The 23232-nt window shown below is 49.3% G+C and carries 22 protein-coding genes; 9 read left to right on the forward strand and 13 right to left on the reverse strand.

Annotated elements, in window-relative coordinates; all coding sequences use genetic code 11:
- Window positions 1-6: 6 nt before the first annotated feature.
- Entirely contained in the window at window positions 7-1287 is a 1281-nt protein-coding gene (locus tag ACR9FF_RS23885) for a glucuronate isomerase (protein ID WP_435165495.1), read from the reverse strand.
- 167 nt (window positions 1288-1454) lie between these two features.
- On the opposite strand from ACR9FF_RS23885, the gene ACR9FF_RS23890 reads away from it, so the two are divergent.
- Window positions 1455-2306 (forward strand): AraC family transcriptional regulator, encoded by an 852-nt coding sequence (locus ACR9FF_RS23890; RefSeq protein ID WP_127495607.1) that lies wholly within the window; start codon window positions 1455-1457, stop codon window positions 2304-2306.
- A gap of 25 nt (window positions 2307-2331) precedes the next feature.
- On the opposite strand, the gene ACR9FF_RS23895 is transcribed toward ACR9FF_RS23890, so the two are convergent.
- The 4 genes from ACR9FF_RS23895 to ACR9FF_RS23910 form a co-directional block, all read right to left on the reverse strand.
- Window positions 2332-2907: a WHG domain-containing protein gene (locus tag ACR9FF_RS23895; protein ID WP_435165498.1), complete on the reverse strand. Its 576-nt coding sequence runs from the start codon at window positions 2905-2907 to the stop codon at window positions 2332-2334.
- A gap of 26 nt (window positions 2908-2933) precedes the next feature.
- Window positions 2934-3662, reverse strand: a complete 729-nt coding sequence (locus tag ACR9FF_RS23900) for an MBL fold metallo-hydrolase (protein WP_248761843.1) — start codon at window positions 3660-3662, stop codon at window positions 2934-2936.
- Between the two features lie 614 nt (window positions 3663-4276).
- Window positions 4277-5563, reverse strand: a complete 1287-nt coding sequence (locus ACR9FF_RS23905) for an IS110 family transposase (protein ID WP_435162984.1) — start codon at window positions 5561-5563, stop codon at window positions 4277-4279.
- A 148-nt stretch (window positions 5564-5711) separates the two neighbouring features.
- Entirely contained in the window at window positions 5712-6665 is a 954-nt protein-coding gene (locus ACR9FF_RS23910) for an NADP-dependent oxidoreductase (RefSeq protein ID WP_435165501.1), read from the reverse strand.
- Window positions 6666-6843: 178 nt separating this feature from the next.
- On the opposite strand from ACR9FF_RS23910, the gene ACR9FF_RS23915 reads away from it, so the two are divergent.
- From ACR9FF_RS23915 to ACR9FF_RS23945, 7 genes are all read left to right on the forward strand, one after another.
- On the forward strand, window positions 6844-7443 hold the full coding sequence (locus tag ACR9FF_RS23915; protein WP_435165504.1) for a TetR/AcrR family transcriptional regulator: 600 nt from the start codon (window positions 6844-6846) through the stop codon (window positions 7441-7443).
- 664 nt (window positions 7444-8107) lie between these two features.
- A complete protein-coding gene (locus ACR9FF_RS23920) occupies window positions 8108-8275 on the forward strand; it encodes a hypothetical protein (RefSeq protein WP_435165507.1) in 168 nt (55 codons plus the stop codon).
- Between the two features lie 809 nt (window positions 8276-9084).
- Window positions 9085-9786: a response regulator gene (locus tag ACR9FF_RS23925; protein WP_435165510.1), complete on the forward strand. Its 702-nt coding sequence runs from the start codon at window positions 9085-9087 to the stop codon at window positions 9784-9786.
- Between the two features lie 11 nt (window positions 9787-9797).
- Entirely contained in the window at window positions 9798-10913 is a 1116-nt protein-coding gene (locus ACR9FF_RS23930; protein WP_435165513.1) for a sensor histidine kinase, read from the forward strand.
- 122 nt (window positions 10914-11035) lie between these two features.
- On the forward strand, window positions 11036-11971 hold the full coding sequence (locus tag ACR9FF_RS23935) for an ABC transporter ATP-binding protein (RefSeq protein ID WP_435165516.1): 936 nt from the start codon (window positions 11036-11038) through the stop codon (window positions 11969-11971).
- Between the two features lie 15 nt (window positions 11972-11986).
- On the forward strand, window positions 11987-13111 hold the full coding sequence (locus tag ACR9FF_RS23940; protein ID WP_435165519.1) for an ABC transporter permease: 1125 nt from the start codon (window positions 11987-11989) through the stop codon (window positions 13109-13111).
- Window position 13112: 1 nt separating this feature from the next.
- On the forward strand, window positions 13113-14261 hold the full coding sequence (locus ACR9FF_RS23945; protein WP_317979796.1) for an ABC transporter permease: 1149 nt from the start codon (window positions 13113-13115) through the stop codon (window positions 14259-14261).
- 62 nt (window positions 14262-14323) lie between these two features.
- Here the strand turns inward: ACR9FF_RS23945 and ACR9FF_RS23950 are convergent, their stop codons facing one another.
- The 5 genes from ACR9FF_RS23950 to ACR9FF_RS23970 form a co-directional block, all read right to left on the reverse strand.
- A complete protein-coding gene (locus ACR9FF_RS23950) occupies window positions 14324-15373 on the reverse strand; it encodes a stalk domain-containing protein (protein ID WP_435165523.1) in 1050 nt (349 codons plus the stop codon).
- Window positions 15374-15574: 201 nt separating this feature from the next.
- Window positions 15575-16402, reverse strand: coding sequence for an AraC family transcriptional regulator (locus ACR9FF_RS23955; protein ID WP_127495620.1), 828 nt, complete (start codon window positions 16400-16402; stop codon window positions 15575-15577).
- 1 nt (window position 16403) lies between these two features.
- Window positions 16404-17267, reverse strand: coding sequence for a sugar phosphate isomerase/epimerase family protein (locus tag ACR9FF_RS23960; RefSeq protein ID WP_435165527.1), 864 nt, complete (start codon window positions 17265-17267; stop codon window positions 16404-16406).
- A 30-nt stretch (window positions 17268-17297) separates the two neighbouring features.
- On the reverse strand, window positions 17298-18371 hold the full coding sequence (locus ACR9FF_RS23965; protein WP_127495622.1) for a Gfo/Idh/MocA family protein: 1074 nt from the start codon (window positions 18369-18371) through the stop codon (window positions 17298-17300).
- A 15-nt stretch (window positions 18372-18386) separates the two neighbouring features.
- The gene (locus tag ACR9FF_RS23970) at window positions 18387-19544 is read right to left on the reverse strand and encodes a Gfo/Idh/MocA family protein (protein ID WP_127495623.1); all 1158 of its coding nucleotides are present in this window, start codon (window positions 19542-19544) and stop codon (window positions 18387-18389) included.
- Window positions 19545-20331: 787 nt separating this feature from the next.
- On the opposite strand from ACR9FF_RS23970, the gene ACR9FF_RS23975 reads away from it, so the two are divergent.
- Window positions 20332-21234, forward strand: a complete 903-nt coding sequence (locus ACR9FF_RS23975) for a DNA-primase RepB domain-containing protein (RefSeq protein ID WP_435165532.1) — start codon at window positions 20332-20334, stop codon at window positions 21232-21234.
- Between the two features lie 80 nt (window positions 21235-21314).
- Here ACR9FF_RS23975 and ACR9FF_RS23980 read toward each other — a convergent pair whose 3' ends face one another.
- The 3 genes from ACR9FF_RS23980 to ACR9FF_RS23990 form a co-directional block, all read right to left on the reverse strand.
- The gene (locus ACR9FF_RS23980) at window positions 21315-22055 is read right to left on the reverse strand and encodes a peptidoglycan recognition protein family protein (RefSeq protein WP_435165535.1); all 741 of its coding nucleotides are present in this window, start codon (window positions 22053-22055) and stop codon (window positions 21315-21317) included.
- 135 nt (window positions 22056-22190) lie between these two features.
- On the reverse strand, window positions 22191-22352 hold the full coding sequence (locus ACR9FF_RS23985) for a hypothetical protein (protein WP_164775493.1): 162 nt from the start codon (window positions 22350-22352) through the stop codon (window positions 22191-22193).
- Window positions 22353-22540: 188 nt separating this feature from the next.
- Complete coding sequence (locus ACR9FF_RS23990; RefSeq protein WP_127495626.1) at window positions 22541-23164, reverse strand: FMN-dependent NADH-azoreductase; 624 nt, start codon at window positions 23162-23164, stop codon at window positions 22541-22543.
- Window positions 23165-23232: the final 68 nt, after the last annotated feature.

The raw sequence follows: 23232 nt of genomic DNA on the forward strand, positions 1-23232 counted from the left end.
TCACGGCTATTCCGGTTGTTCCTTGCCGAGGAAGCGCCAGAAGTTCCGGTTGAACAAGTCGTCAAGATCCCGCCTGATCTCATCCTCCGTTACACTCCAGCCGCTGTTGTACAAACGCTCGTACTTCGAGGCCAGCACTTCCCCGATAATGCGGCGCGAGTGCTCCCACTTGTAAATCAGCTGTTCAAATACCCGGCAGTCCGAGTGCTGCGGGATGACGGAAGTGCCCAGCAGTTCGAGACGGAACTTTGTCATCTCCTCTACCATCGATTCAATGTGAAGGAACCACCAGCAGCCAAATACCATTAGATTGCGGAACTTCCGCGCAAGCACGGTCAGCTCATGCTGATTGCTGCGGGCCAGCATCGTGATAAGAAATTTTTGCTTCGGATAATTGCGGCATAAAGCTTCAACCGCGGAAACATCCGAATCCATGCTCATGTCGCCCGCAAGACGAAGCTCCGGATTCACGCGGCGGCGAACGCCAATCATGAGGGCAAACGGAATGCCATGCTTCTGGCAGACAGGCACCATCGCTTCGTCAATCATGCGAGTGCGGTGATCTTCAGCCGGATAGACGAAATCGCCCGGCATCGATACCGCCAGATACAAAGCGTCCATGCGAACAATCCATTCGGACAGGAAACGGCGTACTTCTTCCTTTGTCTTCTCCGTCCACTCCTCGGAAGCGTCGTAACCAAGGGAGCGGAGCTGAACGACCGCATTAGGCCAGTCATTCAGAAGGGTGTCTACCCGCAGGGCAGCGGAGAACCGGGAATCCGTATTGCCGCCGCGGTTCAGCCATACTTCACGCTCTTCCGGGTCAAACGGATCATTGGTCATGAGGACATGCTTCACGTTCGAGATCCGGAGAACCTCGTCCACCTGCTCAGCCGTCGTACGGCTGGCAAGCGCCTCGCGGTAATCGTTCAGATTACGCGAGGAAACATCAAGACCGAGACGGTGCAATATCGTAATAAAGCCGTTTGCCGCTTCGCTGATCGGCGAATGCTCGATAAAGAGCTTGTTCCAGATCCAATCCGCCTGCTCCCGCTTCGACATGGCCCAGAAGGCGTCATACGACTCCCGGTCATCCGCCCAGCGGAACGACTCCGAAATTAGATAATGATATATAAGCAGTTCATCGATTCCCCATAGCAGCAAATTGCCGAAATCGGCGGAAAATAAATGGGTATGCATATCCGTTACCGGCATCGTCATCGCAAGACGCCCAACGGTTTCTTTCATCGCACTGACGGATTCTATGGCCAGTTGTTCCTTGATCATAATCGATTATCCTCCTCAACTTGTCCTAATCACATCGTACCACCGCCGGGGGGCGTACCGCTTCTATCCGGTTATCGTTCATCGCAGGCCCATTTATATGTGGTTGGTGTAATTAAATGCCAAGCAGTATAATAAAACAACAGCTATTTCATCCGTGGAGGAATCTCATGAGCGTTCAAGAGCGATACCCGCTTCCCATTGAAGCGATGTACAATACATCCCAGATTCCAACCGACTTTCATTCCCATCTGGAATATGAAATTTATTATTTTCACAGCGGCAAATGCAAGCTTCTAATCGGCGACAGCATCTATGAGCTGGCTCCAGGCAACCTTATTCTGATGAACGGGATGACTCTTCATTATCCGTCCATCGATAACCGCTACGAATATTGCAGGACGGTCGTCCATTTTGACCCCGCGTTTGCTTCAGGCTTGTTTCAGCCGCCTTTTCTGATCCCCCTGCTGCTCCCCTTCGAGAGACAGACGAATCGCCTGATCTCCCTGAGAGCCGAGGAGCAAGCAAGGATTGAGCCGTTGCTGGAACGGTTATGCCTGCTACGCCAAAGCGATGATCCGCTGTCGCATGACCGGTTAATCCTCTGCTTCCAAGAGCTGCTGCTGCTTATTTACGAATTCGCCCATATGCCTAGTTACGGGCAAGCCTCTGCGCCCGGCAGCATTAAGCAACAGAACGTCCAGAAGCTGATCGCTTATATCGAGGAGCATTACCGGGAGGATCTTGAGCTGGACGATATCGCCGATTATATGCATCTTAATAAGCATTACCTGGTGAAGATCTTCAAGGAAACGACCGGCATCACCTTGTTCCATTACTTGTATCAGCGGCGAATCAATCAGGCTAAAATGTTGTTTACGATGAACCCGGACCGTTCCATCACGGAAACCGCCTTTGAGATTGGCTTCAAATACGTCTCGCATTTCAGCCAAACGTTCAAAAAATTTACCGGACAATCCCCCGATGATTATCGGAAGGGGATCGCCCGGCCTCTTGAGTAAACGTATATTCGGATTTTAGGTTGATTCAAGTACGGAATTGCTGCCGAATGCCGGCCACATAAACCTTAAGCACAACCTGAATACTCTCGTCCAGATTTACCGGCAATCCAAAGCCTCCGCTTCTCTCCAGCGTTGCGAAGCCATGCATAAAGCTTCGGAAGCCTCTGACGAGATGGATCGTATCCTCCTGCTTTATCTTATAAGCATAGTCCATCACCGTAATAATGAGCTGAATCAATTCTTCGCTTACTTTGATCAGCTCCGCGTCCTCCGTCTGCTGGGCCGGAAGCGTTGCCTCGTACAAGCCCGGATGCTCTCTCGCGAATCCGATATAAGCTAGCCCTATGGCAAAGACGGCATCATCGCCCGATCTTCCGGCCACGGCGCGGAGCAGCCGGTCATGCAGATTTTTGAGCCCGTATAAGGCAAGCTTCTCCTTAAGTCCGCTTAATCCGTCCACATGGTTATATAAAGAAGGAGAACGGATGCCAAGCTTCTGGGACAACGAGGCGAGGGTAACGGATTCGAGTCCGTTCTCGTCCGCCAGCTCGGCAGCCTTTTGTATGATGGTTGGCAGGTCCAATCCTATTCTTGGTGACATGGTCTATTCTCCCTTTCTAATGCTTACTAATGAACAATTACGGCATCAAGCTTGCGCGAAGCATCCTGAATGGCCAACTCCATCATCGCTTCCGGCTGAACAATCAAATCCCCGTGACCAACGGCCAGCAAGGATGGCTTCAGCTTCAGCAGCTTCATTGCGCTGCGGAGCGATTCGATCTTATTCCAGGTCGCCATCGCGGGAAAAGGGAACTTCCACCGCACCTGCCCGCTTACCGCTATTCCACCGCGCACCTGAAAAGCATCTCCGGCAATCAGTGCATGGCTCCGCGAGTCGAGAAAGGACATCGAGCCCGGCGTATGGCCCGGCGTCGTTATCGCCAGCAGGGAACCTACGCGGTCTCCATCCTGCAGAAGCACATCCGGGCGCGTTGCGATTTTGCCCGGCTTAGGCACGCCGCCCCGAATGGGCGTTTCCGGCTCATTCGCGTCAAGCGAGCGGTCACCGTTAAGCAGTCTGGAATCACGGGCGGAAATATATACCGTCACATCGGTCAATTGCTTCCTCAGCGCATCCAAAGCTCCAATATGGTCGCTATGGGCATGGGTCAGAACAATACGCGTAATCGGTTTGCCGATCTGCTTTGCCGCTTTCAGAATAGCTTCGGCATTGCCCGGCATCGCGGCATCGATTAGCGTCAAGCTCTTCTCTTCCTCCACCAAATAACAATTCACCGGAAACATTTTTGGCATAAAAGTAAGCTGGTAAACTTGTTCATGACGTGTCATTCTCATTTTAATTAACCACCTTCGCCCATAAACTAATATCGTTAGTTTTATAATAACTAATGTCATTAGTTTTTGCAAGAGGCAAATTGAAAAAAGGGCAGCACATATCGATCATAGTACAGCGACAAGAAACTCCCTTTTAAATTTTGAACAAATACTTGCTCATAAATACAACGTAAGCAGCCGGCATTATTAATCGGCTGCTCCACTGTCTCATTCAACTAACGTATCCCGTTCCCTCGTTTTTAAGGGTTTATCTCACATATACTCACTCATTCGCAGGATTTCTACACCTTGAATCGAGTTTATCTTAGGTACGCCAAGGTACAGAAACGGTTGGGGCTGTCAGTCGGGCATGTTGAAATAGAGGAACAAGTAGGAAATATTCCCCAATGACTTTCTACTGCACGCATACTCCACTTCTCCCTCGGAGGTTCACCCTCCCAGATCTCAACGGGTCACTGCCCTTACATTCCTTCGTTATACCTGTCCAAGGTGTGGAGACCGATAGCGTTTAGCGGATGGGTCTGAGCCCTTATGGGAAACGAACTCGGTCCTCCGTGCTTTCTTTGTGAAATCCCGCGAACGAGTCAATATACGTGACTACTTATAAAACTAACTTAGGCTGCTTCTCCCCAGACTAGGATTGTTTTCTCAGGTGTAAACTGTTCTCCTCGCTGAACAATGCCAACTAAAATACGTGCTAACTTCCCGATTAATTTAAAGATGGATTGCTGCTTTTTCATCTTCTTTTCTTGCACATTACGCTCATGCAGGTAACGGAAAACGGGATTATTCCAAACGAGCTGAACCGTTGCAAGGTAGAGATATTTCCGTAATGCAGAGTCACCTCGTTTTGAAAGAACAATTCGCCCTTTTCGTTTTCCTGATGTGCTTTCTGCTAAGTTGAGCCCCGCCTTTCGCAGTACCTGACGTCCATGTGAATATTGTCTCAGATCTCCTGTACCAGCTAATATTGCAGCAGTAAATATCTTTCCAAGTCCTCTTATAGAACGAAGTTGCTGTGCCATTGGAATCTCAGCAAGCAGAGTTTCTATATCTGCTTCAATTTCTTCAAGCATGATCGTAACTCGCTCATATTCCTCAATAAGTCGTTTTAAATCCGCCTTTGCTTCATCTTTAGCAGTACGTTCCCCAACGCTGTTCTTCGCCTGGGCAATGAGCTGTGCAGCCTTCTCAATGCCCGTAGTTCCTCCAGCGCGCTGCATATGAACCCGCCATGCTTGAACGACATCTGCCACAGTATATGTCTGTAAATCCTGTGGACATGGGAATGTTTTTAGCGTTGCCAACGATCGCTTGCAAGCCCAGTTTTTAAATACAGATGGATACTCAGGAAAACGGATGTCCAGCCAACGTACGATCCGATTTTGTAGTCGTATACTATTCGATACCCAGAACTCTCGATCACTCATCATGGTTCGTAATCTTTGAAACATAAGCGATTGACGCGTGTACTCATAGTAAAAACCACGACTGACTGAATCTGCAATGACCAATGCATCCTTGGGGTCATTTTTAGATGGGCTATTGTCTCGGTTTTCTTTGTTTCTCTTCGTCGTAGCAGGGTTAACCATGACCACGTGTACCCCTTTGTCTGATAGCCAATTAGCCAGGTTGAACCAGTAATGACCGGTCGGTTCCATACCAATGATCAGCTCTTTTAGCCCATGTTTTTGTTGTAGTTCCGCCATCCAGCTGCTCAATTTAGTAAACCCTTCAGCACTATTAGGGAATGAGAGATGCCGTTTAGAAACTACAATTCCGCGGAAGTTTGTAGCCTGGGCAACATGAGTTTCTTTTGCCATGTCGATCCCAACAACAAGATGTGATGTGGTAATTCGTTCAATACGTTGATTTTGTGCATCGGATTGCTTAAACTTCATAGTAAGAGCGCCTCCTTGATGTGTTGTGGACAAACCCATCATACCGAGGCGCTCCTTTTTTTACAAAGCCCATTTCTTAGGCTTAACAGGAATGTTTAGCTTAAAACATTGACCTTATTTTGAAATGTAGAAGCCTTTGTCTTCACCACTACAGCACGCGGATGACGATTTTACCACGCGCTCGGCGGCTCTCACTTTTTTCATGTGCCTTGGCAGTTTCCTCTAAGGGAAACACAGAGTCGATCGTTATGTTCAATTGTCCGCCGTTAACTAGGCGGGTCAATTCGTCTAGATAAGCAGTAGCGATCGGCGGGAACTGCACCTCCTGGACTGTTACAGACGCCTTTGCCGCGTTATCGAACGAATAGCGCCCAAGCGTAATCGGTACGAGGCGACCTCCCGGCTTCAGGGTATTCAGAAGCCAGTCTACGTTTTCTCCTCCCGCTGTATCGAGGACAATGTCCACGCTACGTTCGATCTCTGCCGGTAGACTTGCTGTATAGTCGACAAATGCATCTACGCCCAGATCGAGCAAGTATGACTCGTTACGGGCAGAAGCAGCTCCGATGACGCGTGCCCCCTTCCATCGGGCGAGTTGGACCGCAAGGTGGCCGACTCCCCCGGCGGCGCCGTTGATCAGTACCGTTTGTCCCGTCTCTAGTTTTCCTTGTACGAACAACGCATGCCAAGCGGTAAAGCCAGACTGAGGCAAAGCCGCAGCCTCGACGAAATCAATTGATTCAGGTTTGAGAGCCAAATGCCCGGCCGGTACAATGACATATTCCGCGCAACCCCCACTGTTGACGGTCATCCCGTAAACGGCATCGCCCGGACGAAAGCTTGTTACTCCAGCCCCCACACTGGCAACCACTCCCGAAACATCCCAGCCAGGAATATAAGGAAGTTTGAATCGATCGCCAGCTAAGCCCGAACGGATCTGCCAATCGCCTGGATTGACGCCGACTGCATGAACGCGGACGAGAACCTCGTTTTCACCTGCCTCCGGAACGTGCACTTCCTCGCAACGCAACACGTCTACCCCTCCGTAAGTAAAATAACGGATCGCTCTCATTTTCTGAGGTATTTCCATCGCCATGATCATTTATCCCTCTTTCCTTTCATTGAATAAACGGGCCACGTTCATTACAATAGTAATAAAATCGAAGACTGGTAACAACGGACAATACAGCCCGCAAGTCGTTTACCTGACAAATCGACGATTTTGTTGGGGCTGTCGGCTCTTGAGCTCCGTTGACGTCAAGCGAGGAGCGTTATAAACGATGGAAACGGAGAGGAATGAAGCCGATAGACGACGGAGGCGGTCGCAGTTACTGCTGAAGCAGTCGTTCGCGGAACTGATGCGGGAAAAGGGATTTACCGCGATGACAATTCAGGATATCACCGACCGCGCAGATGTACACAGGGGGACGTTCTACGCTCATTTTCCGGACAAATTCGCGCTGCTGGAGCAGTCCATCCGTGATAAATTTCGCCACATACTAGAGCGTGAACTTCCACCGGATGCAGGTTGGAATCCCGAGCATTTGCTCATGCTGGTCCGAATAGTACTGGATCACGTTCGCTCACTATACGGTCGGTGCAGCCCGATCGATACGGTAAACCCGCTATTCGAGAGCTCAGTACGTGACGAGCTCGCCGAATTGCTGCAACTCTGGCTACAAAAGCTTCGGGCGGACCAGGCTGATTGGACAATCCATGTCGACACGATGGCTCTCATGACAAGTTGGTCGATATTCGGCGCCGCGGTACAATGGAGCAAATCTTATGAAGATATAAGTGTGGACGAAATGACTCACCGCGTCGTAGCCGTGCTGACAGAAGGCGCAGGCCGATTTGCGAATAATGATAAGAAATTGTAATCGTTAGAAAACTGCATGAATGTAATCAGCAGCGTTTTGGAATACTGCGCTTTCAATGAAAAGCGATTGCCGATCAGATTACATGAGCATCCATCAATACTTTTACATAAAAAAGTAGCCGTTAAGTTAGCGACTACTTTTTTATGTTGCATTAAGCTATTGTCTCCAGTTAGCGTAATCACATGTCGCTTATCGGTACATTTGAACAAACCACATCTTAAAATCGTGTTTTTCGTAAAAACCAACGTTTTCTGCCACTGCTTACTTGCGGAATACACTGTGGAACGAGTTATACCATTGCTTTCAGCTGATTGGAGCAGCTTATCAACCATCGCATGCCCGATATTGTCGCTCCGATAATCTGGATGAACGTCATGGAATCCCTTCTTACTCATTCACCCTAAAAAATTACATATTAACCGCATTGAATTAACATTTTCTTATAAATTATGTAAAAACCATTTAAAAACCCGCAATAGGTTGCGGCATTTACTAATTATACTTGCGGTTGCAAATTATCAATATTGTGTTAATATCTTACAAGTGGGCCAGACATTTGTAGATAGTACCTGATGATTCCTCTTATAATTAAATCAATCAATCAGTCATACGAAAATACTACAATACCTCATCCCAACACTTATACATTACTCGGAGGTAAATCATGAAAAAGTTTATTATCACAGCAGCATCTGCAGCAATGTTATTCGCCGTTCCTTTAGCCGCTAGTGCGGATCCAGGTACTGAAACAAAGACGGTTACTGTTCAACCAACTTATGAAGAGATTACCCCCTCTTTCTCTTTTGCTAGATGCACCTTCCACTGTCATTAATGGACAAGGTTACCCATCTTTCAAATATAACACGAGTACTCCGGAAAATGTTCGTACATTCATTCAAAACGTTGGGACAACTACAATTACTTATAAACTAAAAGATCCTTCCGGTAACATTTGGCAAAGTGGCACTCTTACTGCAGGCCAATCGTATCAGAGCACCTATTCTTGGACTAGCGCTCAAAATGGTCAATGGACTTGGGAAATCAATCAAAACAATGGTTTACAGGCGACAGTCAAGTTAACTGTTCGTTCTGATGTTTAATAAATGATTAGATAATTAACGCATCCCCTCAAAATAGGTTAACTCACAAAAAAACCCATCACCTCGAAGGTAATGGGTTTTTGCAATTAACGTCCGAATACTGGAATAGCAAAACGAAATTGAGCACATTTTTTATCGTAAAGGGTTATGCCTATAATGATTCCCACAAGCATTGTCATTGCTCCTAGACCTCTTAAAACATTATTTATTTTAATCCCTCCTACAATTTATATGGATATTTATCCCAGACCGTTCGCTTAATGAAGTCCTGACTGTCGACACTTTATCTTCTCAGCACAAATTGCTCACACAACCCTTAATAGGGTGCTTTTCTTGTCGTTATTCCAGTATAAAGAGATTTTCACGTTTATAAAAAACGACAAGAAATGAAAAAGAACCTTGATTTATCAAGGTTCTAAATCGGGATTATCATGTCGTTGTACTAGCGATATCGATCATTGATTGTCGGATTAAGCTCGAATGGTATATTCTTGTATCAATGTGTATGCTCGCAAGCGAGTTCATAAGGAGGCCTTGTCCATTGAAAATAAAAGTGCTGATCGCGGACGATAATTCGTTTATCCGTGAAGGAATGAAGATTATCCTCACCACGTTCGACGAGTTCGAGGTTGTGGCCACCGTTGGAGACGGAGCGGAGGCAGTCGATTATTGCCGCTCGCACGAAGTGGATGTCGCCCTTCTCGACGTGCGAATGCCGAATATGAACGGCGTCGAGGCAACCCGTCTCCTGACCGAACAGACGAATGCCAAGCCGCTTATCCTTACAACTTTCGATGACGATGAATACATTCTCGAAGCGGTGAGGTCGGGCGCCAGAGGGTACCTCCTCAAGAATAACGATCCTGAGAAAATCCGGGACGCCATAAAGAGTGTTTACAATGATCATCACGTTCTTCAGGACGCCGTTCTGAACAAGATCAAATCCAATCTGTTGACGGGCACGCAAGCGAATCCTCCGGCAACCCGCGAAACAGATAACAATCATGCTGCCGGCCCCGGTTCGGATCGAATTAACCGCAGCTTGTTCACGGAACGAGAGCTCGACATCATGGCGCAGATCGCTAAAGGGTTGTCTAACAAGGAAATCTCAAAAAAGTTATTCATCTCCGAAGGCACGACAGCCAATTACATCACATCCATCCTGAACAAGACGGGTCTTGAACACAGGACGCAAATCGCGATCTATTATTTGACGGGCGAAGTCAAGCCCTCGGAAGATTAAGGAGACGCAGCATGGAATTTTGGATCATCGGCAACAAGGCCGTGTTGCTTGTCTACGTCATCTTCGTCTCGTATTCGGTCGTGCGTGGAGCATCTCCCTGGGAAATACTAGCCTACTTGTCTTACCTGTGCGTGAACATGGCCATTCCGATTCTGAGAAAGCAAAGACGGCTTCAATTGCTCGGATCGGCCCTTTCGGCCGTACTGGTCGTTGTGTTCGCCTTTCGTCTGAACACGGTTTTTATTCTGCTGCTGCCCGTCAATCTTTATGAGATTGTACTGATGTCGGGAGGAAGGAACCGATTCGCCCTGCTGCTTGGACTTGTGCCGCTGTTTCTCATCCCGGAAGATGAGAGCCTGATTTATCTTCTCGCAGCTTCCTTAAGCCTTCTTTTCTACTATAGCTTGCGGGTTCATACGGAGAAGCTCGAGAAGATCGGCGGGGAGAGAGAGACGCTTCGCCTCGATCTGCAGCATTTGAAGCAGTCCCTTAGTATGAACAAGGAGTATATTCGCCAATCCCAGTATACAAGTAAGCTGGAAGAGCGCAATCGGCTGTCGCAGCAGATACACGACGAAGTCGGCCATGCGATGGCGGGCGCCCTCATTCAGATGGAAGCTTCCAGGCGCCTGTTCGGTACGAATCCGGATAAGGCATCCGAGCTTCTTGGCAACGCGATTACGATCTCCAAGGAAGGGCTGGAGCGGATCCGCCTTACGCTTAAAGACATGAAGCCCCGGTCGGAAGAGCTTGGCATCCACCGGCTTAGGCTGTTTGCGGACGAGTTGTCCGCCAATCACTCGGTGAACGCCACCGTCACGCATGAGGGAGATCTGGATTTGGTCACGCCGCTGCAATGGAAGATTATCCATGAGAACGCGACGGAGGCGGTGACGAATTCGCTGAAGTACGGAGAGGCCACCGCTATCGAATTCGAAATTCGCGTCCTGAACCGCATGATCCAGTCCGTCATCGCCGACAACGGCAAGGGTGCTGAGAAAATCGTCAAAGGGTTGGGCATCGTTGGCATGGAGGAGAGAGCCGCGTCCGCGGGAGGGACCGTCATTGTTGACGGCACAAAGGGCTTCCGCGTGACCACTCTCCTGCCCTTCCAGAAAGGCGGATGAAAGAACTCACGCTTTAAACATGAGATTTCTCATATACAAAGGATGAACTTATGCACTGACATGAGGTCATCCTTTTTTATTAAAATAAAGCCATAAACATTACCGAAAACGGAGTGATACGGATGAACGTATTGGAAATCCGCAACTTGACCAAAACATTCGGCGAATTCATCGCCGTCGATAACATGAATCTCAGCGTTCACGAAGGTGAAATCTTTGGCTTCCTCGGAGCGAACGGCGCAGGCAAGAGCACGACGATCAACATGATCTCCTCTCTGCTGCGGATCACGAAGGGCGAGATCAAGCTTCTTGGCAAAGACATCGTAAAGGATAACAAATTCACCAAAATGAACATCGGCATCGTACCGCAGGATCTTGCGATCTACGAAGAGATGACCGCCTACGAGAATGTAAGCTTCTTCGCCGGATTGTACGGTCTCCGCGGCGCACTGCTTAAGGAACGCACGGAGGAGGCACTGGAGTTCGTCGGTCTCGGCGATAAGCACAAGGCTCTGCCGAAGAGTTTCTCCGGAGGAATGAAGCGGCGCCTCAACATCGCCTGCGCCATCGCTCACCACCCAAAGCTGATCATTATGGACGAACCGACGGTAGGTATCGATCCACAGTCGCGCAACTACATCTTAAACTCAGTCAAAAAGCTGAATCAGATGGGCTGCTCGGTCATCTATACGAGTCACTATATGGAAGAGGTTGAAGAGATTTGTACCCGGATCGCGATCGTCGATCACGGAAAGATTATCGCTGAAGGCACGAAGGAGCAGCTCAAGTCGATCATCACCGATACGAAGGAAACTTGGATCGGCGTGAAGAACGCCGAGCGCCTTGATCTGGACGCACTGAAGCAAATCTCCGGCGTCAATTCCGTTCGGTTGGAGGAACAGACGGTCAAGATCGTATCAAAAGGCGAAATCAATAATCTCAACTGGGTTATCCAACTGTTAATTCGAGATCAAGTCGAAATTAGTTCGGTCGAAGAGCAAGCCCCAAATCTGGAGACGGTGTTCCTGACATTGACCGGCCGGAACCTGAGAGACTAAAGGAGGACGAAAAACGTGAACGTGCTGAACATAGCGTTATTCGAGATCAAGAAGGACCTGCGGGATAAACGTACGCTTCTCCTGATGCTTGCCTTTCCGATCGTGCTCATCCTGATCCTCGGAACGGCTCTCACTAACGCCTTTAATAACGGAGTAGAACTCGGGGATATGAATCTGCTTGTTAAAAATACCGCGCAGAGTCCTCAGCTTCAAAGCTATTGGAACGGATTCGCTCAAGCGATCGGCAAAGAAGGCGTCGAGTTTACGCCCGCTGCGGGCGGCATCGACGGCAAGAATGCCGTTCAGGATAATGAATATACGGCGTATGCGGAGATCGACGATAACGGCATTCATTTCTATGGGAGCAGCCGCCAGACAATCTCAAGCAATATCATACAAGGCATGCTGACCTCGTTCGCCGATAAATACAACTTGGCAGCGGCAGCTTTGAAAAATAGTCCCGAAGCGGCGGATGCCATCATCGCCGGGGAAGCTTCGGTTGGTTCGTTCATCCAGGAATCCTCGCTTATTCCGGACCGTAAACCAGGCTCCATCGATTATTACGCTATCGTAGAATCAACAATGATCGCCTTCTATGCCTGCATGTCGGCTAGCTGGCTCATTCGCGGTGAAGTGAAGCGGAAGACAGCGCTGCGACTGGCCGCAGCCCCCGTCGGGAAGCTGGAAATTTTCGCGGGTAAGGTAATCGCTAGCACCCTAATTAACTTCTTGTGTATCCTTGTAGTTGTCCTTTTCAGCAAATACGTATTTAACGCCAATTGGGGCAACCACCTGGGCTCCGTGTTCCTCCTGCTGTTCACCGAAGTTCTGCTGGCGGTCAGCTTCGGCCTTGGCATCGCCTTTCTATTCAAAGACGATGCGGTCAACGCAGTGATGATGATCTTCGTTCAGTTGGCATCCATGTTCGGCGGCGCCTACTTCCCTGTCGACGAAGCATCCGGCGTCTTTGCCGGAATTGCGAACGCCTCGCCGCTTCGATGGGCGAACGAAGCATTAATGAAGCTGATCTATAACGACGACTTGCAGGCTGTATTCCCAGTCATGGGGCTTAATACCGCGATTGCGGCAGCATTCCTCGCATTCGTCGCCATTACGATGCGCAAACGGGAGGCGTTCTGATATGAATAACATCCTTTGGATCGTGCGCAAGCAGCTCCTCTCGACCTTCCGCAAGAGATCGAGTTGGATTGTTTACTTCGGATTGCCGGTCGCCGCCATCCTGCTCTCCATGCTAATCTACGGAAGCTCCAGCGGCGGCACCCTAAAGGTCGGTATCCTCAACCAAGACGGCGACAAAACGTTGACGCAGGATGCGATCCATTTCGTGGAAGGGCTGAACAACGTAAAGATCACGATGGTTGACCAAGCGTCCATGAACAAGGATATCGCTTCCGGCAAGCTGGACAGCGGTCTTATCTTCGAGGAAGGATTCGCGGGCAGCGTCCGGAACGGTCAACCTGCTCATCTTCGGATTGTCTCCGCAAAAGGCGCGGAAGTGACGTCTTACGTGAAGGCATTGCTTGAAGGCTACGTCGGCAATGTCGCCTCCATTGGCCAGTCGACGAAGAACGACGCGGATGCGTTCGACGCCATCTATGCGGATTACAAAAAGTCCAGCTTCAAGTTCGAGTCTGAATCGCTTGAAGATACAGCGAAGTATAAGGACATGACGTATCAAACGATAGGCTTCCTGCTGATGTTCCTTCTCTTCTCCGCAGTCAACATGAGCAACCTTATTCTTAAGGAGAGAGAAAATCGCACCTTTCTCCGTCTGCTGTCCTCGCCGCTCTCGGCCCGAGGATTCGTACTAGGAAACGTGCTGGTTACCTTCATTATCCAGGTATTGCAGATCGTCGTTACCCTGTTGGTCCTAAAGTACGCCATCGGTATCGATTCCGGGATGCCGTTCGGAGAAATGCTAGGCATACTCCTTCTTTTCTCGCTTGTCGCTATCGCCCTTGCCCTGCTGCTCACAGCGTTCTCAAAAAATAGCAAAGGCGCCAGCGCGTTGCAGACGCTAATCATTACGCCAACCTGTCTTCTTGCCGGCTGCTTCTTCCCATCGGAGATTATGCCGGATACCGTTCAGAAAATCTCGAGTTTCCTCCCGCAGCACTGGCTTCTCGATACCATTACTAAGCTGCAGGACGGTCAAGCGATCGGAAGTCTCGCGCTCAACTTGTTCATTCTCCTCGCCTTTGCCGTCGTGTTTACATTGATCGCCATATACCGTTTCAACCGTAACAACGATGTAAAGCAGTTTATCTAAACTCGCAAAAGCGCCCTCTCCCGTTGAAGGAGGGCGCTTTTTTCAGCGTTCTTGTCTATCGGTTAACGGTTGAATACCGAGAAAGGAATAACGAACCTAGGAAAGCCCTGCGCAGCGCCCAATAACTCGCCTTCGGTGAAGTAAATGACCACTCCGTTATGACTTAAGTAAAAGTCACGATTTGCCTCAATCGTTTTAAAAGGCGTGATCACGTCAAGCTTACGGTCTTTGATTTGTTTTTTTATCTGATCGTTAATGATCGTCACATAGTTTGCCTTACCTTCAGTCACGTCCTTCAAGGAAAGCTCGTTGCCCGTATTCAGATCGAACGTATGAGGGACGAGATTATGGAGGTCATGCGCTCCGCCTGAATCGATGCCGTAATACGTGTAAAGACTTAGCTTTCCTTTCTCGTTATACGTAACTTCGAATTCTCCCTTAAGATTGCTGTTGCTGATAACATCATATTCGTTATGCTGGCTCGCTAAGGCTATAGTCTTCTCAGCCTCTTGCTTCAACAGCGCATTGATTTTGGTCTGTACTTCCGTATTTCCCATGCCGGAGATCACAGGGTAATAAACGAATCGCTTCTTGCCGCCGCTATTATCGCTTAACGAGTGGGCTTGGATCGTCAGCTTATTCTCGGCAATGGCTTTAATGCCGATTTGCTTGGAAGCCGAGGTGTACGTCACTTCATAGCCCAAGCGTTCTAACAAGAAGCGCAGTGGAAGATATGTCGTATTATCCTGTACAATCACTTGCTGGCCATTAATGAGTTGACCGTTTAACGTCACGGTTTTGTTTTTTAGATCCAGCTTCATGATCCGGTTATGTCCGGTAACAGTAACCGATTGAGTCGTTTTATCGAAATTTGTTCCTAGTCCCAACGCCGTATTTAAGTTTCGCAATGCAATAAAAGTGGAGCCGTTGCTATTGATGGTACCGATGCTGCTCTTAACTCCCTCAATGCTAAAAGACTGATTGGTGATGCTGAATTTTGCGTTGGCAGCAGCCGCTTTCGCTTGACCCGCTGGCAGAGATAGGGAGATCGGGGAAACGAGTAAAGCTGCAGCAAGGGCTAGACCGAGTCTTTTTTGTTGTTTGAATTTCATGTATAACATCCCTTTCATAGAGGGGCATTACCCCTTTATTAATGTTCTTGCAAGTTGAAGTATAAAAGGTTCCTGTGTCCAACATGTGTATTTGAAATGGATATCAGGAGAAGTTTTATGGACATCGGAAAAAATAGTTCATTAATAATAAGGACAAACGAAAAAGAACCTTGATTTATCAAGGTTCCTAATCAGTATTATTTAAACCTGCACTTGCTCGCGCTTGCGGAACTGCTCTGGGGGCATGCCGGCATATTGCTTGAACAGTCTGCTGAAATGAGCCAGATGCTTGAAGCCAAGCCGGAAGCATACCTCCGTAACCGACAGCTCCGGCTGCATCAGGAACAGGATTTTCGCCTCGTTGATCCTTCTTGTATAAATGTAATGAAAGATCGTGACGCCGGTCACTTCTTTGAACAGCTTGGAAAGATACGACTTGCTTAAATGCAGCCGTTCTTCCAGCAGCTCCATATTCAGGTCCTCGGTATAATTCTCCTCCAGCACCGAAATAATGCGCTGCACCGTCGCTTCCTTCTCGGAGCTGTATTCCTGCCTATTGCGGTTTAGAAGCGGCTGCTCGCAATGATCAAGGATCATATAGAGCAGATCCACAAACGCAAGCCGGAACCGGTTGTCGCCAACCGCATCGCCGCGTTTTTGATATTCGTCCATCTTGGCCAGAATCCGCTCAACCTCCGCTTTATCCTCTCCCCGAAGCCGCAGCCGGTAATTGTTCAGCTGCTGAAACGGCTGAAGAATGTTGCGGGCATGCGGCAATTCGAGATAAGGCTGCAAGAGCGTTGGTTCAAAGTGGATGATGGACCGGATGTATTCAACCGACGGATCCGCCTTGGCGCAATGCAGCGTCATGCCGTACATAATAATCAAATCGCCTGGAGCAAGCTCATAAATCTGGTCGCCGATCAGATAGTTGCATTTGCCGCCATGGAAATAATAAACCTCGTAATGCATATGGGAGTGAAAAAACGGCTCGATCGGCTGGTCTGACCAGTAAAGCAAATCGAGCATATTAAGCCTCGGCTTGCAGCAGCTCACGCATATATTGAACAAAATGCTTCAACATTTGCTGAGTCTCAGGGAATTGTCCGCTGAAATCCTCAACGCCGAGATAACCGTCGTAACCTACCGCTTTCAAGTCGGCAATAACCTGCTTCCAAGGCACAACGCCTTCCTTGACGCCGCTCCATTCCGACTTCCACTTCACGCTTCCGTCTTCAGCCGTGCCGTCCGTTGCGAAGGCAGCGTTCTTTACATGGACATGGGCGAGGTAAGGACCAAGAATCTCCATCCCCATCCGGTAGTTCTCAAAGCCTTCATGCACCATATTGCCCGGATCGTACAATACGCCGATAAATGATGGGTCAAGGCCTTCGACAAGGCGGTAAGCGGCCGATGCGCTTGGTGCGATTGTCTGATGGTGAGTTTCTACAAGGCCTTTAATGCCGTATTGGCGGCATAAGCCTTCCGCATCCTTCAAATATTGACGCGCCAAGGCGAACAGCTCGCCGAATGGACGGGAACGATCGTAACCCGGAACGCCAAGGCGAATAAATTGCGCCCCTACACGCTTTGCTTTACGGAGTACATCCTCCGTTGCCTCCAGATCGCCTGCCGTCAAATAAGGCGTTACACTAATCGAGCTTAAGCCATGCGCAGCCGCGGCTTCGCGGAATTGATCCGCCATTTCTTCGCCGCCGGAAGGAAGCAGCGTGCAGAGGTTATTGCCCCAGAAGGACGGCTTTTGCTCGGACGCATTCTCGGGAGCTTCCTTGTAACGCCATTCAATGCCGTCGATGCCGGCCTCGCTTGCTACGCGTACCAGTTTCTCGGGAGATAGCTCCGGCGTTGCTACTGTAAAGATGGACAGCTTCATATCGGAATCCTTCTTTCGCTTTTAGTTGTTCTATTCGACTTTAACTGCTTGTCTCTGCGCTTCGAGGCATAGCTCGGCCGCCTTAAAGGTATGCTCCTGCGGCATCGCGAGATCCGTGCCGTTCAAGATATCAAGGATTAGTGCGCCAAAGTAAGGGAAGCCGACTTGATCCTTCACTTCGATTTTATGCTCGCCTTCGCCGTTCACGAGAAATAGATGATCACCCGTATTGCTTCTTGCGATGTCCACATATTTGCGGAGCTCAATGTATCCGTTTGTGCCAAGAATCATCGTTCTGCCGTCTCCCCATGTAGACAGGCCGTCAGGCGTGAACCAGTCGACGCGGAAGTAGTTGGTTGCCCCGTTATCGCCGATAAGAGTAGCATCCCCGTAATCCTCCAGCTCCGGATACTGCTTGTTATTATAGTTAGCTACCTTGCTGCTTTGTACTTTAGCATCCTTAGCGCCAGTGTAATACAGGAACTGTTCGATCTGATGGCTGCCGATATCGCAAAGGATGCCGCCGTATTTCTCCTTTTGGAAAAACCACTCCGGGCGCATATGCGCGTTCAGGCGGTGCGGCCCTAAGCCGATCACCTGCAGAACGCGGCCAATCGCGCCGTCTTTAATAAGCTGCCCCGCGAATTCCGCACTTTCTACGTGAAGGCGCTCGCTGTAATAAACCGAATATTTTTTGCCCGTCTCGGAAGCGGTCTTCTTGGCATCGGCCAATTGATCCAGCGTTGTGAACGGAGCCTTGTCGGTAAAATAATGCTTGCCATGCTGCATAACCTTCACGCCAAGCGGCCCGCGCTCGTTCGTTACGGCTGCCGCCGCAACCAGCTGCACTTCCGGATCCTGAAGAATTTGCTCCTGCGAAAGAGCAATTTGCACTTCCGGATAAGCGCGGCAGAATACTTCTACCTTGGCGGGATCCGGATCGTATACCCATTTCAAAGTGCCGCCCGCTTCGCGGAGGCCGTTGCACATTCCGTATATGTGTCCATGGTCAAGCGACATCGCGGCAAAGATAAACTCGCCTTGCGAAACGACTGGACGCGGCTTTCCTTGCGGCGCGTAATTCATTCCGTTTGCTTTCGACATTGTTAAGCCTCCTGATTAGTGCGTGCCGGTAACATCCAGCGTATGGTATTCGTTCGCGTTTTTCTTCGAATCGGATTTGGCGATTTGCTCCTGAAGCTTGTCATAGAACAGATCCTCGTCAATCGGCAGGTCAACCCAATTATCCGTCCAAGTGGACAGCAGCATCGCGTTCGAGATCATGAGGCCTTTGATGCCTTCTTCGCCCGGCGCGATAAGAGCAGTTCCCTTATTGATGGCATCCGCCCAGTTTTGCGTAATTTCCTGATGGCTGCCGCCGCTGCCGGTAATCGGAATTTCGAATTTCCAGCATTCCGGCTGGCCAAAGCCGCCTGTGTAAGTCTCGTTGAATTCGGATTCCAATACGCGCAGGCGATGGAAGGTCAGCTTGTTGTCTTCGATCACGATTTTGCCGCGGTCGCCCGAAATCTCAAAGCGGTTCGTACCCGGCGATTCAAACGTCGAAGTTACGAATACGCCCGTAGCGCCGTTCTCGTATTCGACATAAGCGGTAACGTCGTTCTCGACTTCGATGTCGCGGTGCTTGCCGAACTGGCAAAATGCGCGGACGCGTTTGGGCATAAGGCCCGTTGTCCACTGCCACAGGTCCAGCTGATGCGGATCCTGGTTAATCAGAACGCCGCCGCCTTCGCCGGCCCAAGTCGCGCGCCAGCCGCCGGAGTTATAGTAGCTTTGCGAACGGTACCAGTCCGTAATAATCCAGTTCGTGCGGCGAATCTCGCCCAGCTCGCCGGAAGCAATAAGCTCTCTCAGCTTCGCGTACAACGGATTCGTACGCTGGTTGTACATGATGCCGAATACTTTATCGCTCTTCGCGGCAGCTTCGTTCATCTCCCGTACGGTACGAGTATAGACGCCTGCTGGTTTTTCAATCAATACATGAAGTCCTGCGTTTAAAGCAGCGATTGCCTGCTCCGGGTGATCGTAATGCGGCGTACAGATAATTACGCCGTCAACCGTGCCCGATTCGAACATTTCCTGCGGGCTCAAAAACCCTTGAATATGCTCGCCCCACTCTGCTTTTACCTCCGCCAGACGCTCCGGACGAACGTCGGATACTGCTGTCAATTCTGCGCCTTTAACGCCGCCTGTAATCAAATAACGGGCATGCCCCGTTCCCATGTTTCCTAATCCAACGATACCAATACGTACCATGATTACACCCTCTCCATGCTTGATGAAATAAGGAATCTCTTTCTCCATTCTAGCACGGGCCATTGTGAAAGCGCTTGATTCTAATGAGCCAATAATGGCGTTCATTTAACTGTGGTTGTTGTGAAGGGCGAACCGGGTGGTGGCGCGGAGAGATGCTGTGGCTTCTCTTGTGCTTCTGAATGAGGTTGAGCTGTGACTTGGAGTACAGCTTGACTCTGGTTGAACCGTATTTAACCGTAGAGTCGCACTACGAGAAAGCTTGGGCTTCGGCCGCTGTTGTTTTTGAATCTCCTGAATTTGACTGTAGGTGTCGAGATTCAAAAACAAAGGCGGACGCTCACGCTCCTCAGCCTCAAGCTCTCTCTCCGCGCTCACACCCGGTTCTTGAAAAGGGATTATAATTAGCCGCCTCATTCCACGGCGGCTTTTATTTTTAAGGTCGCACTGCGAGAAAGCTTGGGCTAGGCGCAAGCGATTGCGCTGACACTACGCGAGAGCTTGCGCCTTCGGCCGCTGTTGTTTTTGAATCTCCTGTATTTGACTGTAGTGGTTGAGATTCAAAAAACAAAGGCGGACGCTTACGCTCCTCAGCCTCAAGCTCTCTCTCCGCGCTCTCACCCGGTTCTTGTAAAGGGATAATTATAAGCCGCCTGATTCCACGGCGGCTTTTATTTTTAAGAGCTCAAAAAATGGGTATGGCCTATCCACACGAATAGCCTCTTATAGGAATATGATTGTTTAGATACGAACCTCCCAGGTTACGAGAGCTTACAAGGAGATGTGTTGAATGACGCAACGCCGGGCGAAAGGTTCCGCACCCGTTCAGCTATATTCCGGTCACGCATACCGGTTTCTTGAAAAACTCGGCTGCAAGCCGAACGATCAATTGCATTTCTTATTGGTCTCCGACTCCAAAGGCAAAAACCGGGGTCATAGCTTTGCTACCGAGCTTCCCGCAATAACCTTGCGTAAACCTTTTCGATCCCTGGAAAAGCTGGCCCCCCGAATCAAGCTCTTTTCAAGGAGAAACAAGCTAGTAAACGTATTGTGGCTTAACAAGAAAGGCTATGCCGTATTCGTGGAGATAAACGGCCGGGAATCGGAGAAGGACAGCCCGTTTAACGCGATCAGGGCACAGTTCATCGATGTAGACTTAAACAAAATCTCAGCGCGCTGCAAAACTAAGGAACAAATCCAGCAAAAGATCGACGCTATTCTCTCCGACCCTTCGGAACAGCTTCAATCCATTACGCTCACGCAAAATAAAAACGGCCAATATCAGCTTTTAGCCCAGCGGACAAGACAAAGAGTAGCCGAGTTAAAAAAACAATTCTTGAACAAACACGGGGAGCAAATCAAGGATACGATGATCGTCGAAACGAAAAACGGTTATCACATCTATTGGATCATGCAAGACGGAAACATAAACAAATTCGTTCCTATTCAAAAAGCGCTAGCCCAAACCTTCGATTCCGATCCGATGATCACCAACTTATCAAGGGTTATGCGCATACCCGGTTTCTACCATATGAAAAATCCCGAAAGCCCCTACATGGTCAAGGTCATCCAATGGGGCAGGGAAAAGCCGTTCACGCAAGAGGAGCTCATTAAACGGTTGGAGTTAAAACCCGCGGTTACGTCGAAGCTCAAGCAAAAGAGCCGCAAGCTCCATGCCCGTAAAACTTCATAAGGCAGAAAACAGTAACCCCTGGCCGCTTCCGGCCAGGGGTTACTCGCGGTTACTCGGTCAATAACCGGCTTTGCAAATTATTAATCCTTCAATAAGCCTCTGCGGTACATGATCGTCAGGAGTCTAAAGAAATCGCGGGAGCTTCCGTCCGCGGGGGCATCGATAAGCCCCAGCTCAATAGCCCGGTCTACCGCAGGCTTTGCCCAGGAAGGAACCTTCATGTCATGCTGGGCCTCAAGCTCCGCTACACGGTTCACCAACGCTTCGAACTGCTTTCTTTCCGCTTCCGTCATCGGTACATCATCCTTCCCCAAGTGAGCATTCAGCTGATTCCGGACTCCGTCAAGAAAGTTCTCCCAGCCGTTCTTCCTGGCCCGTATAATATGCGGGCAGTTTTTCCCGCTCCAGTGGTTATGCTGGACAACGGCTACGATCGGAAGCTTCAGCTTATACAGCAGATCCCCCACCAGCCTTGAGGCACGAGCCTCGGCTTCCGCGCGATTGCCATCCTCGTTTTCGCAAATTTCAATGCCGATGGCGCTAAGGTTCCCCTCTCCGCGGCTTCCGTCACCCGCATGCCAGCCATGCTCCGTAATCGGCAAATGCTGAACAACCCGCGTATCGTCGACGGTAAAATGCCAGGATACCGGCAAGGCCTCGGCAGCCTCGCCTTTCAAATATTTTGCGTGCATAAGCGCATTCGCGCCTTTTCCCGGATTCGCCGTATCATGCACGGTAATAAAATAAGGGCCGTTAATCGGAGTGCCTGGACGATTATTTCGGCCGGCAGGAATCATATCGACTAGTATCGTCTCGAACATGCGCCTCACTCCTTTGCAGCTAATCTTCCGTATCGTTACATTTATACTAAGAAGAGGCTCAAAAGGTTTGTGTGCCGAAGGATAAAAAAATAAGCCAGGCCAATAGGCCTGACTCCATATATGTATGTGCGTTTTTTACAAGTGGTTCGTTTTTCTTCTTAAAAGACCAAGCAAGCCCCGCTTTCGCTTCTCTTGCTTCTCCTCGAGTATCCTTTTTACGCCATGAAGCAGCAGCTTGGATCTCATTTCGTCCTCGTGGCTGATTTTTCTCATTTCCGCAAAAAACTCTTTGTTCATCCGCTACCCTCTCCGCCGCTATCATCTAGATGTGTCTAAAGTCCTATATTTATTGTAATACCGCGCCGGGGATCTGTCAAAATTTGTCGCATTTAGACGTAAAAATCCCACATATTCCCTTTTATCAAAGGAACATGCGGGACGTTATGCTTATTCAAATCAACAAGCTATTCAAGACAAGACTGAAATTAGAAGCTAGCTGCCACTTTCTCAGCTGTTGCAACGCCTTCGGCAATAATCGATTCCGCTCTGTCGCTGAATTGGTTGTGGCCTTCAACGATAACCGTCTCGAAGTTTGTTACGCCGAAGAAGCCCATAATGTTTTTCACATAGTTCAGGGACATTTCCGCTGCCGCGAATGGACCTTCGGAATATACGCCGCCGCGTGCGTTCAGCAATGCCACTTTTTTGTCGCCTTGCAGACCAACAGGGCCTTCAGCTGTATATTTGAATGTTTTGCCTGCACGGTTCAGATAGTCAATGTAAGTGTGCAGAACAGCCGGAATCGTGAAGTTCCACAGCGGGAAGCCGAATACCACTTTATCGGCAGCGATAAATTGATCCAGGTATTTGTCCGCAATGCTTACGGCTGTTTGCTCTTCCGGAGTCAGTTCAAGACCTTGAGCCGCTTTGAAGCCGCCGTTGATCAGGTTCGCGTTCAGGTAAGGAAGCTCCTCTTTGAACAGATCCAGCTCAATTACAGTGTCTTGCGGGTGATTTGCTTTATAGCTAGCGAGGAACGCGTCATACAGCTTTACGCTGACAGCGATATCTCCACGGTCATTTGCTTTTACGAACAGTACAGTACTCATCTTTTTAATTCCCTCCATAAAATAATGTGTAGTAACTTTTTGTAACTGTCTTTATTTTATAGAGTTTT

Origin of the sequence: Paenibacillus glycanilyticus (assembly GCF_051200795.1) — a bacterium.
GTDB classification, from domain to species: domain Bacteria; phylum Bacillota; class Bacilli; order Paenibacillales; family Paenibacillaceae; genus Pristimantibacillus; species Pristimantibacillus glycanilyticus.